Genomic DNA, 16,495 nt, shown 5'->3' with positions numbered 1-16,495 from the left:
CGGACGCGCGCCGTCGGTGCAGCACGACGCCCCGCGCGCCTACTCCGACGCGGGCGGCACGGGCGTCGCGTGCACCGGGTCGGGCACCACGCGGATCGCCGAGACCTCGACGAGGTCGGCCCGCTCGACCGACCCGCGGCCGCCGTTGCCGCGCACCTGCGCGAGCGCACCGCCCGGGATCTGCAGCGCGGTCGCCATCGTGTCGGGGTCACCGATCGCGACCCAGACGTACGGGGCGGTCAGCGTGACGCCGTCCAACTCAATCGCGCCCGCGACGCCCGTGAAGGCGCTGCTCGCGGTGATGCGCTGGTCGTTGAGCTGGATCGCCTCCGCGCCGGCGTTGCGCAGCTCCTCGAGCATGTTGAGCATCGTGACGGGCTTGATGAGTCCGTCCGGCTCGACGAGCGTCGCCACGATCCCGGGACCCTCGGCCGGCAGGCGGCCCGTGAGGATGCCCTGGGTCTCGGCGCTGCGGCGCAGCGCGTCCAGCGCGGCCTGCTGCCGGTCGGAGCCCGAGAGCAGCTCGTCGCGCTCGGCCGCGAGGTCCGCGCGCTCGCGCTCGAGCGCGTCGCCCCGCGTCGTGACCTCGTCGACGAGGCGTACCAGGTCGGCCTGCCGCAGGCCGCTGAGCGTGGTGTCGCTCGCCTGGCGGATCTGGACGGCCAGCGCGAACCCGAGCAGTGCGCACAGCACGCCCGCGAGCACCTGCGCGCGGGTGGCGCGGGGGCGCAGGGCGCGGCCCAGGACGGCCCATCCGCTCGCGGCCGGCGTGGGTCCGGGGGCGGCGTCGGGGCGCGGCTCCGATGCGGGTGCCTGGCCGGGCGCAGCCGTTCGTCGCTCGTCGGTCGGCACGCCGCCGTCCGGCTCGGCGGGCAGGGGCGAAGCCGCCGGCTCTGCGTCGCTTGGTCCGTCGGGCGACGCGTCGTCCGGCAGGGTCTGGTCGATCGCCTCCGTGCCCTCGGGGACGTCCCCGTCGTCCGGGACACCCCCGACGCCCGAGACGGTCCCGACGCCCGAGACGGTCCCGTCGTCCGAGACGGTCCCGTCGTCCGGGACACCCCCGACGTCCGAGACGGTCCCGTCGTCCGGGGCGGACCCGTCGTCCGGCTGGGCGTCGGGCGGCCCGACCGCGTCGTCCTGCGGCAGGGCAGGCACGAACCAGCGGGTCGCGGTCGGCGCCGGCGCCCCTGCGAGCGGGGGTGCCTCCCACGCGTGCTCGTCCGCGGGCTCGGCGGGGGGCGCGTCGGTGAGGCCCGCGTCGGGTCCTGCGTCCACGAGAACGTCGGACCCGTCGGGGAGCGCGGTGGCATCACCGGCCGGAGGCGCCTGTGCCCCGTCGTGCGGGGGCGACGGTTCCTCCTCGGCTCGCGACGTCCCGGCCGCCGCGGCACCGTCGACCGTCTTCTCGTCGAGCGCGTCCGGGACGGGCGCGTCGGTGCGGGGCACGTCCGAGCCGGTGCCGGGCGTCTCGTCGGCGCGACCGTCGGGCGCCCCGGCGTCGGGCGAGGACCCCGTCGGCACGTCGTCGTCCGGCCCTGCGGCGTGCTCGGGCGAGGGAGTGGGACGGTCGGCGCCGGGAGGGGTCGTCATGCCTTGAACAGGTGCCGGCGGATCGACGCGGCGTTGGAGAAGATGCGGATCCCGAGCACGACGACGACCGCGGTCGAGAGCTGCGTGCCGACCCCGAGCTGGTCGCCCAGGAAGACGATGAGCGCGGCGACCACCACGTTCGACAGGAACGACGTGAGGAACACCCGGTCGTCGAAGATGCCGTCGAGCATCGCGCGCAGGCCGCCGAACAGCGCGTCGAGCGCGGCGACGACGGCGATCGGCAGGTACGGCTGCAGCTCGACGGGGACCGTCGGCTGCAGCACGAGGCCGACGACGACCCCGACGACCAGCCCGATGACAGCGATCACGTGCCTTCCCTCCCCGAACGACGTGCCGACCCTGCCACACCGGCGGCGTCGGACGCACCCTCCTCGACCTCGTCGGACGTGCTCGCCGGAGTCGTCGGGGCGGGGGTCTGCGGCCGGCCGGGCCGCGCCTCCTCCGGGACGCGTGCGCTGCGCAGCGTCACCTGCCCGGAGCCCTCGAGGGTCATCTCCGACTGCGACGACATCTCCACGCCGATCCCGTAGGTGCCCCGCAGCGTCGACAGGTACTGCCCGGCCGACCCGCGCGCGAGCTCGGGCTGCATGACGACCGTGTCGCCGATCGCCTCGACGACGTACGGGCTCGCGAGGGCGGTGAGGTCGACGAGCACGGCGGGGCCGGCGCTGCGGATCGCGGAGGTCGACGTGAGGCGCTCGCCGTTGATCTGGATCGCCTCCGCCCCGGCGGCCCAGAGGCCGTTGACGACGACCTGGAGGTCCTTGTCCTGCACGCGCGAGTCCGGGTCCTCCTCGGCGGTCGGGTCGGTCGGCGCGTCGGTCAGCACGAGCCGCAGACCCGGCCCCGTGACCGGGACGACACCGGCCGCGACCTGACCGGCCGCGATCTCCTCGGCGACCTCCGGATCCACCTGCCCGAGCGCGCGCTCCTGCAGCACGCGGATCTCCTCCCCGAGCGCGGTCACCTCGTCCTCGAGCGCGGCGACCTCGGCGTTGCCGCTCTCGATCTGCCGCTCGAGCAGCGCACGAGCGGCGCTGACCGACGTCGACGGCGCGCGCAGCGAGAGGGCGGCCGTGGTGGTGCCGGCGCCCAGCGCGAGCGCCAGCAGCACGAGGCTCACGGTCCCCCTGCGGGTGCGGGGCGGTGCCGTGCCGTCGCGCCGGCGCTCGGCGGCAGCCGCGTACCCCGGGTCGAGCGGGCGGCGGTAGACCTCGTTGAGGAGCGTCATCGACGCGTCCGGGGCGGGCCGGACGTGGACGTCGCCGTGCCGCGCTGTCATGCGGGCACCGTGGGTCGGCGCAACAGCTCGTGCGCCTGCAGGACGTAGAGGGCCCCGGCGAACCAGTACAGGCCGACGCCCCACAGCGCGCACGCCCAGCCCACCACGTGCGCGACGGGGCCGAGCGGGGGCGCCCACTGCCCGAGCAGCAGCAGGGGGAACGCGTAGAGGAGCGCGAACGTGCCGGCCTTGCCCGCGAGGTGCACGGGCAGCGGACCCCACCCGGCACGCGCGAGGAGCAGCAGCACGACGCCCAGCATGACGTCCCGCGCGACGAGGACGGCGAGGAGCCACCACGGGACGGCGCCCCGCCACACGAGGCCGACGAGCGTGACGAGGATGAACAGCCGGTCGGCGGCCGGGTCGAGCAGCTGGCCCAGCCGCGACACCTGGTGCAGTCGCCGGGCGAGCACGCCGTCGAGCCAGTCGCTCGCGCCGGACACGGCGAGCACCACGACGGCCCAGCCGTCGTGGCCGGTGGCGATCAGCCACCCGAAGACGGGGACCAGGAGCAGCCGGATGAGGCTCACGAGGTTGGGGACCGTCAGCACACGGGGCGTGACGACGTCGTTCTGGCTCACTGCCTCCCCCGTCGTCCTCGGTGCCTGCGGCGACGATCCTACGGGGCACCCGCGCCGATCCCCGTGGGCCCTGCCGCTCCCGCGCGTCGCGGACCGGTCCGGGCGCGTCCTGGGCGCGCGGGGCGCAGCGCCCCGGCACGGTCCTGCGTCGCGTGCGCGGGCGTGCGACGCTTCCTGGGTGACGCACCGCAACGACCCCGACGTCGTCCGCCGCCTCCTCACCACTCCGGCCCGCTGGGCGGTGGTCGGCCTGTCCACGAACACGGCGCGCGCGGCGTACGGCGTCGCGCGCTACCTGCAGGACTCCGGGCACGAGATCGTGCCGGTGCACCCGAGCGCACCCACGGTGCACGGCGCGCAGGGCTACGCCTCGCTCGGCGAGGTGCCCGGCGCGCTCGACGTCGTCGACGTCTTCGTCAACAGCGCCCTCGCGGGTGCCGTCGTCGACGAGGCGATCGCGGTCGGTGCGCGCGCCGTGTGGCTGCAGCTCGACGTGGTCGACGAGGCCGCGGCCGCCCGCGCGACCGCGGCCGGGCTCGACGTCGTCATGGACACGTGCCCCGTGATCGAGGCCGGACGGCTCGGTCTGTCCTGAGAGGTCTGTGCCCGACGTCACCCGGGCGTCCTGCCCGCCCGGCGACGCGGCCCCGTAGACTGGACGGCGACTACGGAGTTCGTCGCGCGTCCCCTGTCGAGGCCCGCACCACCGGTGCGGGCCCGTGTCGAGAAGGTCTGGGCACCGTCACGGTGCCATCGGGTGTTCGGGGCAGCAGCGACCAGCCGTCGCCGTTCCGGCGCACGGTTCAGGGCTCCCCCCGCTGACCGAACGGTACCCATGAGCGCCCTCGTGCCCCCTGCCCTCCTGCCCGACGACTCCGCCGCCGACGTGGTCACGCCCGTCGACGGCCCCACGTTCGCGACGCTCGGTCTGCCCGCGCCGCTCGAGCGCGCCGTCGCCGACCTCGGCTTCGTGACGCCGTCCGCGATCCAGTCGCAGGCCGTGCCCGCCCTGCTCGCCGGGCGTGACATCGTCGGCGTCGCCCAGACCGGCACCGGCAAGACCGCCGCCTTCGGCCTCCCGCTGCTCGCCGCGGTCGACGCCGGCACCGCGGGCGTGCAGGCGATCGTCCTGACCCCGACGCGCGAGCTCGCCATGCAGGTGGCCGACGCGATCACGTCCTTCGCGACGCACCTGCCCGGGCTGGCCGTCGTTGCCGTCTACGGCGGGTCGCCCTTCCTCCCGCAGCAGCGGGCCATCGCGCGCGGCGCGCAGGTCGTCGTCGGGACGCCGGGGCGTGTGCTCGACCACCTCGACCGCGGCACCCTCGTGCTCGACCAGGTGCGGTACCTCGTGCTCGACGAGGCCGACGAGATGCTCCGCATGGGCTTCGCGGAGGACGTCGACCGCGTGCTCGCCTCGACGCCCGACCGGCGTCAGGTCGCGCTGTTCTCGGCGACCATGCCCGCGCCCATCCGGCGCGTCGCGGAGCAGCACCTGCACCAGCCCGTCGAGATCACGGTCGCGCGGCAGTCCTCGACGGTCACGACGGTCCGCCAGACGTACGCGGTCGTGCCGTACCGGCACAAGATCGGCGCGCTGGGCCGTGTCCTGGCGGTGACCGACGCCGACGCCACGATCGTCTTCGTGCGGACCCGAGGTGCGGCCGAGGAGGTCGGCAGCGCCCTCGTCGAGCGCGGCATCTCCGCGGCGCACATCTCCGGCGACGTCGCGCAGTCGGACCGGGAGAAGATCGTCGACCGGCTGCGCTCCGGGGCGCTCGACGTGCTCGTCGCGACCGACGTCGCCGCGCGCGGCCTCGACGTCGAGCGCATCGGTCTCGTCGTCAACTTCGACGTGCCGCGCGAGGCGGAGACGTACGTGCACCGCATCGGTCGCACGGGCCGCGCAGGGCGCGAGGGGGTCGCGCTGTCGTTCGTCACCCCCGCCGAGCAGTCGCGGCTGCGCACGATCGAGCGCACGACCCGGGTGACGCTCGAGCAGGTCCCGATCCCGACGCCGGCCGAGGTGAGCGCGCACCGCGTCGCGCTGCTGCTCGGGCGGACGCCGGCCCGGGCCGAGCTCGGTCGCCTCGACGTCTACCGCGAGGCCGTCGCCGCACACCTGGCCGCGCACCCCGGCACCGACCCGATCGAGCTGCTCGCGGCCGTGACGGCGCTCGCCGTCGGCGACGAGGGCCCCACCCCGCGTGACGGCGACGACCTGGACGACGCGCTCGAGCGCGCCCGGCTCACCCCGGGCCGTCACGAGCGGGTCGGCGGCGACGACCGGCCCCCGCGTGAGCGGCGCCGCGCCGAGACGCACATCGCGGGCGGCCCGCCGCGCTGGCGGGTCGCGGTCGGTCACCGCGACGGCCTGCAGCCCGGGGCGCTCGTCGGGGCGCTCACGGGCGAGGGCGGCCTGACCGGCAAGGACGTCGGCAAGATCGACATCTTCGGCAGCTTCGCGCTCGTCGACATCCCGGGCGGGCTGTCGGCCGACGTCGTCGACCGCCTGTCGCGCACGCGTGTCGCCGGACGGCCGCTGCGCATCCGTGTCGACACCGGCCCGCGCCCCGGGCACGGGGCGTCCCGCCCCTCGCACGGCCCGCAGCGCGGCCGGCACTGACCCACCCCGGCTCCGCCGCGCGGCGCGCGACGGGACCGGTCCGGCCGACGGGCCCGCACCCCACCCGGGTGCGGGCCCGTCGCCGTCAGCGGAGCACCGAGCCCGGACGGGCCTCGTGCCACGTCGTCGACCCGCCGCGCAGCAGCGCGATGTCGACCTCCCGCAGCACGTCCGAGACGTCGCGGAAGCCGCGGATGCTGCCCAGGGCGCCGACCCTGATCCGCGACCCCAGCTCGTGGCGGAGCTGGTCGAGCAGCTGGCCGACCCGCCCCGGGACACCGCCGGGGCCGACGTCGTCCAGCAGCACCGCGAAGTCGTCCTCGGCGATCCGTGCGGGCGTGTCGCCCTCGCGCAGGGGCCGTCGCAGCCGCCGGACGAGCTCGCGGTGCAGGTCGAGGTGCACGTCCGGCTCGCCGTCGTGGCGCCCCTGCGTGGGGATCACCTGCTCCTCGAGCACGCGCACGAGCACGACCGCGCAGTCGTACGTGGGTGAGCGGCGGGTGCGCAGCAGCGCGGACGCGAGCCGGTCGAGGAACAGCAGCCGGTTGACCAGCCCCGTCTCCGGGTCGTGCAGCGCGTCCCGCTGCAGCGCGAGCTCGGCCTCCTTGCGCTCCGTGACGTCGACGAGGGCACCGACGAGCCGCGCCGGGCACCCCGCGTCGTCCAGCACCGTGACCGCGCGGCACAGCATCCACCGGTAGTCGCCCGACGACGTGCGCACGCGGTGCTCGAGCTCGAGCGGCGTGCCCGCTCCGGCGAGCTGCGACGCGATCGCCGCCGACAGGTCGTCGCGGTCCGCGGGGTGGACGCGTTCCAGCCACTCCGCGGGCGAGTCGCCGATCACCTCGTCGTCGTACCCGAGGGTCTGCTTCCAGCGCGGCGAGTAGTAGACCGTGCCGGCCGACACGTCCCAGTCCCACGTGCCGTCGTGCGCGGCCATGGACGCGAGCGCGTACCGCTCCTCGCTCGCGCGCACGGTGTCGGCCAGCGACCTCTCGCGCGCGGCCGCCTGCTCGAGCGCGCGCCGCTGCTCGCGCAGCGAGGTCAGCAGCCGCTCCTGGTCGAGGGCGACGGCCAGCAGCGCGGCCCAGTGGTTGAACCGGTCCCGGGCGCTCGTCGCGCGCGTCTCGGCGGCGCCGTCGATCGCGAGCAGCCCCCAGTCGCTGCCCCCGAACGTGACCGGCACGACGAACGTGAGCTCGTTGCTCCCGATCGTGCCCGCACGGGTCAGCGCCGCCGGCGGGAACTGGCTCGCGGTCGTCCGCATGCCGACGAGCCGCGACAGCGTGCCCGACGTGTCGTGCACGCCGACGATCTCCAGCTCGCGGTCGCCCGGGCCGCGGTCCCCGCCGAGCCACAGCGCGAGGCACGCGTGCCCCCGGACTCCCCGGGGCAGCCAGCCGAGCGCGCGCGGGCTCGCGCCGTCGCCGCGGAGCAGGTCCATGTCGACCTCGTACTGGTCGACGATCGTGCGCTCGAGCTGCCCGCTGCGCGCGAGCATCGCCCGCGTGCAGCCCTTGGTCAGCGCGAGCAGCACCTCCGTGACGGTCCGGCGCACGGCCGTGTGGTGCGTCTCGTCGGGGAGCGCTTCCAAGGTGGCCGACTCGACGGCCCGCAGGCACGTGACCAGCTGCTCGAGGGCCTCGGGGTGCGGCTGCATGGCGGCCGTGAGGTCCGCGAGCCGCGCGAGCGCCGCGGGCACCGGCAACGCGCCGCGCTCCGCCGCGGCGTCGAGCGGCTCGACGACCGCGTGCCACCACGTCTCCCGCGGTGCGCTGCCCGCGCGCCGCCCGGTGCCTGCCCCCGCCGGGCCGACGAACGCGGTCTCCGCGAGGGCGCGCAACGCCTGGTGCCCGCCGCCGACGCCGGCACGCGGGAGCTCGAGCGGTGTCAGCTGCCCGACCTCGGTGCACCCGCACGACTCGCGCAGGACCAGGGTCGACGGGGCCCGGTACTCGCCGCCCGCGACGTCCTCGCCGCGCATCCGCGCGAGCAGCAGCGAGACGGCCGTCTCACCCACGCGGTCGTAGTGCGCGTCCACCGTGGACAGCCGGGGGGTCACACGGGCACCCGAGTCCGCGTGGTCGAAGCCGACGACCGCCTGGTCGCGCGGCAGCGCGAGCCCCGCGGCACGCAGCGCCCGCTGGAACCCGATCGCGTTGCGGTCCGTCGCGGCGACGACCGCGGTGGTCGGCCTCCCGACGGCCAGCATGCGCGCGGCCGCGTCGGCCCCGCCCTGCTCGTGGTTGTCGGTCGCGTCGAACCACCACGTCTCCTGCGCGTCGATCCCGTGGTCCGCGAGGGCCGCCCGGTACGCGGCGAAGCGCTCGCGCATGTCCCGCTGGGTCAGGCAGCCGACGAAGCCGACCTGGGTGTGCCCGTGCTCGAGCAGGTGCTCGACGGCCGCGCGCACCCCGCCCGTGTTGTCCGGCACGACGACCGGGTCGTCGGGGCCCGTCGGCTCTTCGCTCACGAGCACGAGGGGCACGCCCCACTGCTGCACGGCGGCCAGCCGGTCGGCCCGCAGCGCCTTGCCGACGACGACGAGGCCGTCGACCGCACCGAGCGCGACGGGGGCGTCGAGGATGGACTCGTCGGGGTAGCGCTCGCGGTCGAGGCCCGCGGGGTAGGTCTGCACGGCGACCACGCGGTGCCCCGCGGCACGGGCGGCGCGGGCGACGCCGGCGATCAGTGCACCGAAGTAGAAACCGCCGACGACCGGGGACAGGACCCCGATCGTGCGCCGCGCCGTCGGCGACACCGGACCCCGTCGGACGGTCCCCATGAGTGCTCCTCGCCTACGTCGTCGGAGTCGAGATGGTGCAATTGTGCCGCATCCGGCGACAGACTAGGTGATCGTGGTCACACCTGCATATGACTCGTCCACGGCGGGCAGCACTCCCCCGCCTCCCACGACGGGACCGGTCCCCGTGCCGGCCCCCGCGCAGCGACGCCCGACGATCACCGACGTGGCGCGTGCCGCGGGCGTGTCGATCGCCGTCGTGTCGTACGCGCTGAACGGCCGGCCCGGGGTCTCGGCGGCGACGCGTGAGCGCGTGCTGCGCGTCGCGGACGAGTTCGGGTGGCGGCCGAGCGCGGCGGCCCGGTCGATGCGGACGGGTCCACGGGCGGTGGGTCTGGTGGTGGACCGGACGGTCGCGGGCCCGGCCGCGCACGCGACCGGGGTGCTCGAGTTCGTGACGGCGTTGCAGGAGGTCCTCGCGACGCGGAACCTGGCGCTGGTGCTGCAGATCGTGGACGGGCCGGACGCCGCGGTCACGGTCTACGGCGAGTGGTGGGCGGAGCGCCGCTTCGACGTGATGGTCGTGACGGAGGTCCTCGTCGAGGACCCGCGGATCGACGCGCTGCGGCGGCTGCGGGCGCCCGCGGTCGTGGTCGGCGGCGTCCCGGAGGAGCACGACCTCGCGAGCGTGCGGCTGGACGAGGCGGACGCGTTCTCGCGGGTCGCGCGGTACCTGCTGGAGCTGGGGCACCGCAACGTCGCGGTCGTGACGGCGCCGGCGGAGCTCGCGCGGACCCGGGCGCGCGTCGGGGCGCTCGGGCGGGTGCTGGAGCCCGCGGGCGGCCGCCTGCAGCACGAGGCGACCTCGGGCACGGCCGAGGAGGCGGCGGTCGCGACCCGGCGGCTGCTGACGAGCGGCCGACCGCCGACGGCGGTGGTGTTCGACTCGGACCAGATGGCGATCGCCGCGCTCGACGTGGCACGCCGGACGGGCCTGGCGGTGCCGTGGGACCTGTCGGTCGTGGCGGGCTCGGACTCGGCGCTCTGCCGGCTGGCGACGCCGTCGGTCACGACGCTGCCGTCGGCGCAGCGCGACCTCGGCCTGGCCGCGGGCGAGGCCGTGCTCGCGGTGCTGGACGGGGACGCACGGGTGCGTCGGGAGCTCCAGGTCGGCGGCCTCGCGGTGCGGGGCAGCACGGGGCCGCGCAGCCGGTGACGCACGGGCCGGGGTCGGCCGCAGGGGGCGCTCCCGGTGTCGCGGGCCGCCGCCGCCCGCCACGGGTTCCACGGATGGTCACGAAAAGGTAACGCGCAGGGCTTAAACGATTTGCCCCATGCCCCGCCGAGGTGGCCGCGTGCTGAGGTAGCCGCCAGTCGCTGCGGACTCCCCCCGGGCGACTCGCGCCTGGCCGGGACGGTCCGTACGGGCGTGCCGACCGACACCCGGAGGACCACGTGTCCACACTCGGCAAGCGAGCAGGGGTGAGGCGTCGCGTACGCGCCGTCGCCACCGCTGCGACGGCGACGGCTCTCGTCGCCGTCCCCCTCACCACCCTGGCGACGAGCGCGAGCGCCGCGCCCGTCCACGTCGACAACCCCTACGCCGGCGCGGTGCAGTACGTGAACCCCACGTGGGCCGCCTCGGTGAACGCCGCTGCCGGCCGGCAGAGCGCGGACCCGGCCCTCGCCGCGAAGATGCGGACGGTCGCGGGTCAGCCCACCGCCGTGTGGATGGACCGGATCAGCGCGATCACGGGCAACGCCGACGGCAACGGCCTGAAGTTCCACCTCGACAACGCCGTCGCGCAGCAGAAGGCCGCGGGCGTGCCGCTCGTGTTCAACCTCGTCATCTACGACCTGCCCGGCCGCGACTGCTTCGCGCTCGCGTCCAACGGCGAGCTGCCCGCGACCGACGCCGGCCTCGCGCGGTACAAGAGCGAGTACATCGACCCGATCGCGGACCTGCTCGACAACCCGGAGTACGAGAGCATCCGGATCGCCGCGACGATCGAGCCCGACTCGCTGCCGAACCTCACGACGAACATCTCGGAGCCCGCCTGCCAGCAGGCGGCGCCGTACTACCGGCAGGGCGTCAAGTACGCGCTCGACAAGCTGCACGCGATCCCGAACGTCTACAACTACATCGACATCGGCCACTCCGGCTGGCTCGGCTGGGACAGCAACGCGGGCCCGTCCGCGACGCTGTTCGCCGAGGTCGCCAAGTCGACGACGGCCGGGTTCGCGTCGATCGACGGGTTCGTGTCCGACGTCGCGAACACGACGCCGCTCGAGGAGCCGCTGCTCTCCGACTCGTCCCTGACGATCAACAACACCCCGATCCGGTCGTCGAAGTTCTACGAGTGGAACTTCGACTTCGACGAGATCGACTACACCGCGCACATGCACCGGCTGCTGGTCGCGGCGGGCTTCCCGTCGTCGATCGGCATGCTCGTCGACACGTCGCGCAACGGCTGGGGCGGCCCCAACCGTCCGACGTCGATCACCGCGAGCACCGACGTGAACGCCTACGTCGACGCGAACCGCGTGGACCGTCGCGTGCACCGCGGCGCGTGGTGCAACCCGCTGGGTGCGGGCATCGGCCGGTTCCCGGAGGCCACGCCGTCCGGCTACGCCGCGTCGCACCTCGACGCGTTCGTCTGGATCAAGCCCCCGGGTGAGTCCGACGGCGCCTCGACCGACATCCCGAACGACCAGGGCAAGCGGTTCGACCGCATGTGCGACCCGACGTTCGTCTCGCCCAAGCTCAACAACCAGCTGACGGGTGCGACGCCCAACGCGCCGCTCGCCGGCCAGTGGTTCGAGGAGCAGTTCGTCACCCTCGTGAAGAACGCGTACCCGGTGATCGGCGGCACGACGCCCGTCGAGGACCTGGTGGCGCCGACGGTGCCGACCGGCCTGACCGCCGGCACGACCACCGCGACGTCGGTCCCGCTGTCGTGGACGGCGTCGACGGACAACGTCGCCGTCACCGGCTACGACGTCTACCGCGGCACGACCCTCGTGGGCACGACCGCCGCGACGAGCTACACCGTCACGGGCCTGACCCCGGCCACGGCGTACTCGTTCACGGTCCGGGCGAAGGACGCCGCGGGCAACGTCTCGGCGGCCTCCGCCGCGGCGGCCGCGACGACGCAGTCCGGCACCGTGACGGACACGACGGCGCCGTCCGTCCCGGCCGGTCTGACGGCCGGCACGACGACGACCACGACGGTCCCGCTCTCGTGGACCGCCTCGACCGACAACGCCGGAGGGTCCGGCGTCGCGGGCTACGAGGTCCTGCGCGGCACGACGGTCGTCGGCACCACGACGGCGACGAGCTACACGGTCACGGGCCTGACGGCCGGCACCACGTACTCGTTCTCCGTGCGGGCCAAGGACGTCGCGGGCAACACGTCCGCCGCCTCCGCCGCGGTCTCCGCGACGACGCAGACCGGCACCGTGGTCGACACCACGGCCCCGTCCGTCCCGACCGGCCTGACCGCCGGCACGACGACGACCTCGTCGGTCCCGCTGACGTGGACCGCCTCGACGGACAACGCGGGCGGCTCGGGCGTCGCCGGCTACGAGGTCTTCAACGGCACCACGCGCGTGGCGACCGTGACCTCGACGAGCTACACGGTCACCGGCCTCGCGGCGGACACCGCGTACTCGTTCACGGTCAAGGCCAAGGACGTCGCGGGCAACGTGTCGGCAGCCTCGGCAGCCGTCTCCGCCCGGACGCAGGCGGCCACGTCCGGCGGCTGCACGGTGAAGTACTCCGCCAGCTCGTGGAACACCGGCTTCACCGGCACGGTCGAGGTGAAGAACAACGGCACCGCGGCCCTCAACGGCTGGACGCTCGGCTTCTCCTTCGCCGACGGCCAGAAGGTGTCGCAGGGCTGGAGCGCCGAGTGGTCGCAGTCCGGCACCGCGGTGACGGCCAAGAACGCGCCGTGGAACGGCACGCTCGCCGCCGGCTCCAGCGTGTCGATCGGCTTCAACGGCACGCACAACGGCACGAACACCGCGCCGACGGCGTTCACGCTCAACGGCGTCGCCTGCACGCTCGGCTGACCTGACGGTGCCCACGGCACCGACCGCATGACCGGCGGGGGTCCTCCGGATGTCCCGGAGGGCCCCCGCACGGCGTGCACCGCCCGGCCGCACCACCGGGTCCCCACCACCACGAACCGAGGAGAACCCGTGCACTCCGCATCGCGCACCCGCGCACGCACCCGCGTGCGGACGGCGGTCTCGGGCCTGCTGGCCGCGACCGTCCTCGCCGCACCCCTCACCCTCGTCGCCGCGCCCGCGCAGGCGGCGACCGGCGACGACTGGCTGCACGTCGAGGGCAACACGATCGTCGACTCGACCGGGAAGGAGGCGATCCTCTCCGGCGTCAACTGGTTCGGCTTCAACGCGAGCGAGCGTGTGTTCCACGGGCTGTGGTCCGGGAACATCACGCAGATCACGCAGCAGATGGCCCAGCGCGGCATCAACGTCGTGCGTGTGCCCGTCTCCACCCAGCTCCTGCTCGAGTGGAAGGCCGGCACGTTCCTCAAGCCGAACGTGAACACGTACGCGAACCCGGAGCTCGAGGGCAAGAACAGCCTGCAGATCTTCGAGTACTGGCTGACGCTGTGCCAGAAGTACGGGATCAAGGTGTTCCTCGACGTCCACTCCGCCGAGGCCGACAACTCGGGCCACGTCTACAACATGTGGTGGAAGGGCGACATCACCACCGAGGACGTGTACGAGGGCTGGGAGTGGGCCGCGACCCGCTGGAAGGACGACGACACCATCGTCGGCGCGGACATCAAGAACGAGCCGCACGGCACGCAGGGCTCCACCGAGCGTGCCAAGTGGGACGGCACGACCGACAAGGACAACTTCAAGCACTTCGCCGAGACCGCGTCGAAGAAGATCCTCGCGATCAACCCGAACTGGCTCGTGTTCGTCGAGGGCGTCGAGATCTACCCCAAGCCGGGCGTCCCGTGGACGTCGACGGGCCTGACCGACTACTACGGCACGTGGTGGGGCGGGAACCTGCGCGGCGTGCGCGACCACCCGATCGACCTCGGCGCGCACCAGGACCAGCTCGTGTACTCGCCGCACGACTACGGACCGCTCGTGTTCGACCAGAAGTGGTTCCAGAAGGACTTCGACAAGGCGTCCCTGACGGCCGACGTGTGGGGACCCAACTGGCTGTTCATCCACGACGAGGACATCGCACCGCTGCTCATCGGCGAGTGGGGCGGACGGCTCGGCCAGGACCCGCGGCAGGACAAGTGGATGGCCGCGCTGCGCGACCTCGTCGCGGAGCGGCGCCTGAGCCAGACCTTCTGGGTGCTCAACCCGAACTCGGGCGACACCGGCGGCCTGCTGCTCGACGACTGGAAGACGTGGGACGAGGTCAAGTACTCGACGATGCTCGAGCCGACGCTGTGGAAGCACGGCGGCAAGTACGTCGGGCTCGACCACCAGGTCCCGCTCGGCGGTGTCGGCAGCACGACCGGCACGTCGATCTCGCAGGTCGGCGGCGGCACGCCCGACACCACGGCGCCGACCGCTCCCACCGGGCTCCGGGCGGGAACGCCGACCGCGTCGACCGTCCCGCTGACGTGGTCCGCGTCGACCGACACCGGCGGCTCGGGCGTCGCGGGGTACGAGGTGTACCGCGGGACGACGCTCGTCGGCACGACCACCGCCACCTCGTACACCGTCACGGGCCTGGCCGCGGACTCCGCGTACACGTTCTCGGTCCGGGCGAAGGACGGCGCCGGGAACACGTCGGCGGCGTCGGCGGCGGTCACGGCCCGCACCGCGGCCGGCGGCGGTGACGTGACCGCGCCGTCCGTGCCCACGGGCCTCACGGCCGGCACCCCGACGGCGACCTCCGTGCCGCTGACGTGGACGGCGTCGACCGACACCGGGGGCTCGGGGGTCACGGGGTACGAGGTGTACCGCGGGAGCACGCTCGTCGCGCGTCCGACCGGCACGAGCCACACCGTCACCGGCCTGTCGGCGGCGACCGCCTACACGTTCACCGTCCGCGCGGTCGACGCGGCGGGCAACGTGTCGGCCGCGTCGGCGCCGGTCGGCGTGACGACGGCCCCCGACCCGACGACGGGCTCGTGCGCCGTGACGTACACCGCGAACGGCTGGAGCGGTGGCTTCACGGCGGCCGTCACGCTCACCAACACGGGCACGACGGCGCTGAGCGGCTGGACGCTCGGGTTCGCCTTCCCGTCCGGGCAGACCCTGACCCAGGGCTGGAGCGCGCGGTGGGCGCAGTCCGGGTCGAGCGTCACGGCGACCAACGAGGCCTGGAACGCCGTCCTCGCCCCGGGGGCGAGCGTCGAGATCGGCTTCAGCGGCACGCACACCGGCACCAACACGGCGCCGGCGACGTTCACGGTCGGCGGCGCGACCTGCACGACGCGCTGACGCTGACGGAGCCGGCGGGTCGGGGGACGCACCCCGCACCCGCCGGCTCCGGCCGTCAGGCGCAGGCGCTCCGCACCCGACGGTTCCGGCCGTCAGGCGCAGGCGCTCCGCACCCGACGGTTCCGGCCGTCAGGCCGTGGTGTCCAGGAGCCGCAGCGTCTCGGCGACGAACGCGTCGACGTCCGCCTCGGTCGTGTCGAACGCGCACATGAGCCGCACCTCGCCGTTGGCGGGCCGCCAGTCGTAGAACCGCCACGTGCGGCGCAGCGCGTCGGCGACACCGGGCGGCAGGGCGGCGAACACGCCGTTCGCCTGGGTCGGCTGGCTGAACCGGACCCGGTCGCCCGCCGTCTCCAGGCCGGCGCGCAGCCGCGCCGCCATCGCGTTCGCGTGGCGCGCCGAGCGCAGCCACAGGTCCTGCTCGAGGAGCGCGACGAGCTGCGCGGAGACGAAGCGCATCTTCGACGCGAGCTGCATGTCGGCCTTGCGCAGGTACGGCAGGCCGACCACGGCGTCGTCGTCGAGCACCACGACGGCCTCGCCGAACAGCAGGCCGTTCTTGGTCCCGCCCAGGGACACCACGTCGACGCCGACGTCGGTCGTGAACGCCCGCAGCGGGAGGTCGAGCGCCGCCGCGGCGTTCGCGATCCGCGCGCCGTCGACGTGCAGCCGCAGGCCCAGCGCGTGCGCCTGGTCGGCCAGCGCGCGGATCTCCTGCGGCGTGTACAGCGTGCCCAGCTCGGTGCTCTGCGTGATCGACACGACACCCGGCTGCGCGCGGTGCTCGTCGCCGAACCCCCACGCCTGGCGCTCGACGAGCTCGGGCGTCAGCTTGCCGTCCGGGGTGGGCACCGTGAGCAGCTTGAGCCCGCCGACCCGCTCGGGCGCGCCGTTCTCGTCGGTCTGGATGTGCGCCTGCTCCGCGCACACGACGGCACCCCAGCGCGGCAGGAGCGCCTGCAGCGCGAGCACGTTGGCTCCCGTGCCGTTGAACACGGGGTACGCGGTCGCGCCCGCGCCGAAGTGGTCGGCCACGACCTCCTGCAGGCGCGCGGTGTAGGCGTCGGCGCCGTACGCGCCCTGGTGCCCGCCGTTGGCCTCCGCCAGCGCGGCGAGGACCTCCGGGTGGACGCCGGCGTAGTTGTCGGACGCGAAGTCACGGTGCTCGGGGTCGTGGAGTCGGCTCACTCCCCCAGTCTCCCCTG

General features: G+C 74.7%; 11 protein-coding genes. 5 read left to right on the top strand and 6 right to left on the bottom strand.

Annotated elements, in window-relative coordinates:
* Nucleotides 1–39: 39 nt before the first annotated feature.
* The 4 genes from CELF_RS19500 to clsA are packed head-to-tail and all read right to left on the bottom strand — an operon-like array spanning nucleotide 40 to nucleotide 3,474.
* Nucleotides 40–1,590, bottom strand: coding sequence for a DUF881 domain-containing protein (locus CELF_RS19500; RefSeq protein ID WP_013771089.1), 1,551 nt, complete (start codon nucleotides 1,588–1,590; stop codon nucleotides 40–42).
* Nucleotides 1,587–1,919 carry a small basic family protein gene (locus CELF_RS09770; protein ID WP_013771088.1) on the bottom strand — a complete coding sequence of 111 codons (333 nt, stop codon included), beginning with the start codon at nucleotides 1,917–1,919 and terminating at the stop codon, nucleotides 1,587–1,589. Before CELF_RS09770 ends, CELF_RS19500 begins: the two co-directional genes overlap by 4 nt.
* Complete coding sequence (locus CELF_RS09765; protein WP_013771087.1) at nucleotides 1,916–2,893, bottom strand: DUF881 domain-containing protein; 978 nt, start codon at nucleotides 2,891–2,893, stop codon at nucleotides 1,916–1,918. Before CELF_RS09765 ends, CELF_RS09770 begins: the two co-directional genes overlap by 4 nt.
* Nucleotides 2,890–3,474, bottom strand: a complete 585-nt coding sequence (gene clsA / locus CELF_RS09760; RefSeq protein WP_013771086.1) for a cardiolipin synthase ClsA — start codon at nucleotides 3,472–3,474, stop codon at nucleotides 2,890–2,892. The genes CELF_RS09765 and clsA overlap by 4 nt, the downstream gene beginning before the upstream one ends.
* Nucleotides 3,475–3,652: 178 nt before the next feature.
* Between clsA and CELF_RS21170 the strand changes: the two genes are divergently transcribed.
* A complete protein-coding gene (locus CELF_RS21170; RefSeq protein WP_013771085.1) occupies nucleotides 3,653–4,069 on the top strand; it encodes a CoA-binding protein in 417 nt (138 codons plus the stop codon).
* A gap of 240 nt (nucleotides 4,070–4,309) precedes the next feature.
* Nucleotides 4,310–6,100, top strand: a complete 1,791-nt coding sequence (locus tag CELF_RS09750) for a DEAD/DEAH box helicase (RefSeq protein ID WP_013771084.1) — start codon at nucleotides 4,310–4,312, stop codon at nucleotides 6,098–6,100.
* Nucleotides 6,101–6,185: 85 nt separating this feature from the next.
* On the opposite strand, the gene CELF_RS09745 is transcribed toward CELF_RS09750, so the two are convergent.
* On the bottom strand, nucleotides 6,186–8,885 hold the full coding sequence (locus CELF_RS09745) for a substrate-binding domain-containing protein (RefSeq protein ID WP_013771083.1): 2,700 nt from the start codon (nucleotides 8,883–8,885) through the stop codon (nucleotides 6,186–6,188).
* A gap of 184 nt (nucleotides 8,886–9,069) precedes the next feature.
* Here CELF_RS09745 and CELF_RS09740 point away from each other — a divergent pair, with 184 nt between their 5' ends.
* From CELF_RS09740 to CELF_RS09730, 3 genes are all read left to right on the top strand, one after another.
* Nucleotides 9,070–10,059 carry a LacI family DNA-binding transcriptional regulator gene (locus tag CELF_RS09740; RefSeq protein ID WP_232014218.1) on the top strand — a complete coding sequence of 330 codons (990 nt, stop codon included), beginning with the start codon at nucleotides 9,070–9,072 and terminating at the stop codon, nucleotides 10,057–10,059.
* Nucleotides 10,060–10,298: 239 nt separating this feature from the next.
* Nucleotides 10,299–12,917 carry a glycoside hydrolase family 6 protein gene (locus CELF_RS09735; protein ID WP_013771081.1) on the top strand — a complete coding sequence of 873 codons (2,619 nt, stop codon included), beginning with the start codon at nucleotides 10,299–10,301 and terminating at the stop codon, nucleotides 12,915–12,917.
* Nucleotides 12,918–13,046: 129 nt separating this feature from the next.
* Nucleotides 13,047–15,290, top strand: coding sequence for a cellulase family glycosylhydrolase (locus CELF_RS09730; RefSeq protein ID WP_013771080.1), 2,244 nt, complete (start codon nucleotides 13,047–13,049; stop codon nucleotides 15,288–15,290).
* 129 nt (nucleotides 15,291–15,419) lie between these two features.
* Here CELF_RS09730 and CELF_RS09725 read toward each other — a convergent pair whose 3' ends face one another.
* Complete coding sequence (locus CELF_RS09725) at nucleotides 15,420–16,478, bottom strand: threonine aldolase family protein (protein WP_041553425.1); 1,059 nt, start codon at nucleotides 16,476–16,478, stop codon at nucleotides 15,420–15,422.
* Nucleotides 16,479–16,495 lie beyond the last annotated feature (17 nt).

It is taken from the genome of Cellulomonas fimi ATCC 484 (genome assembly GCF_000212695.1).
Classification (GTDB): Bacteria; Actinomycetota; Actinomycetes; order Actinomycetales; family Cellulomonadaceae; genus Cellulomonas; species Cellulomonas fimi.
The sequence above is the reverse complement of the archived record's forward strand: the minus strand, read 5'-3'. Positions and strand labels throughout refer to the sequence as shown.